The 524-nt window shown below is 69.1% G+C and carries 1 protein-coding gene; it reads left to right on the top strand.

What is annotated here, in order from left to right; all coding sequences use genetic code 11:
* On the top strand, window positions 1-524 hold a 524-nt coding region (locus tag ACL03I_RS39480), incomplete at both ends, for an AMP-binding protein (protein ID WP_412808669.1).

The following is a 524-nucleotide window of genomic DNA, read 5'->3' on the forward strand; positions in this document are numbered from 1 at the left end:
GGGGTGGGTCCGGAGGATCTGGTCGCGGTCGGTGTTCCGCGTTCGGTGGAGTCGGTGGTCGCGGTGTGGGCGGTGGCCAAGACCGGTGCGGGGTTCGTGCCGGTGGATCCGAATTATCCGGCCGACCGGGTCGAGCACATGGTCGCCGACTCGGGCGCGGTCTTCGGGCTGACCGTGGAGGAACTCCGCGGTGACCTACCGGACCGGGTCGAGTGGCTGGCCATCGACACCGCGGACTGCGCCCGGCGGCTCGCGGAGTTCCCGGCCGATCCGGTGACCTACACCGATCGGGTTCGTCCGCTGCGCGCGGAGCATCCCGCCTACGTCATCTACACCTCCGGCTCAACGGGCAAGCCGAAGGGTGTGGTCGTCACGCAGGCGGGGTTGGCGAGTTTTTGTGCCGAGCAGCGTGATCGGTATCGGGTGACGAGTGCGTCGCGGACGTTGCATTTCGCGTCGCCGTCGTTCGACGCGTCGGTGCTGGAGTTGCTGCTCGCGCTGGGTGGCGCGGCCACCATGGTCGT

It is taken from the genome of Nocardia sichangensis (genome assembly GCF_047200615.1).
GTDB classification, from domain to species: Bacteria; Actinomycetota; Actinomycetes; order Mycobacteriales; family Mycobacteriaceae; genus Nocardia; species Nocardia sichangensis.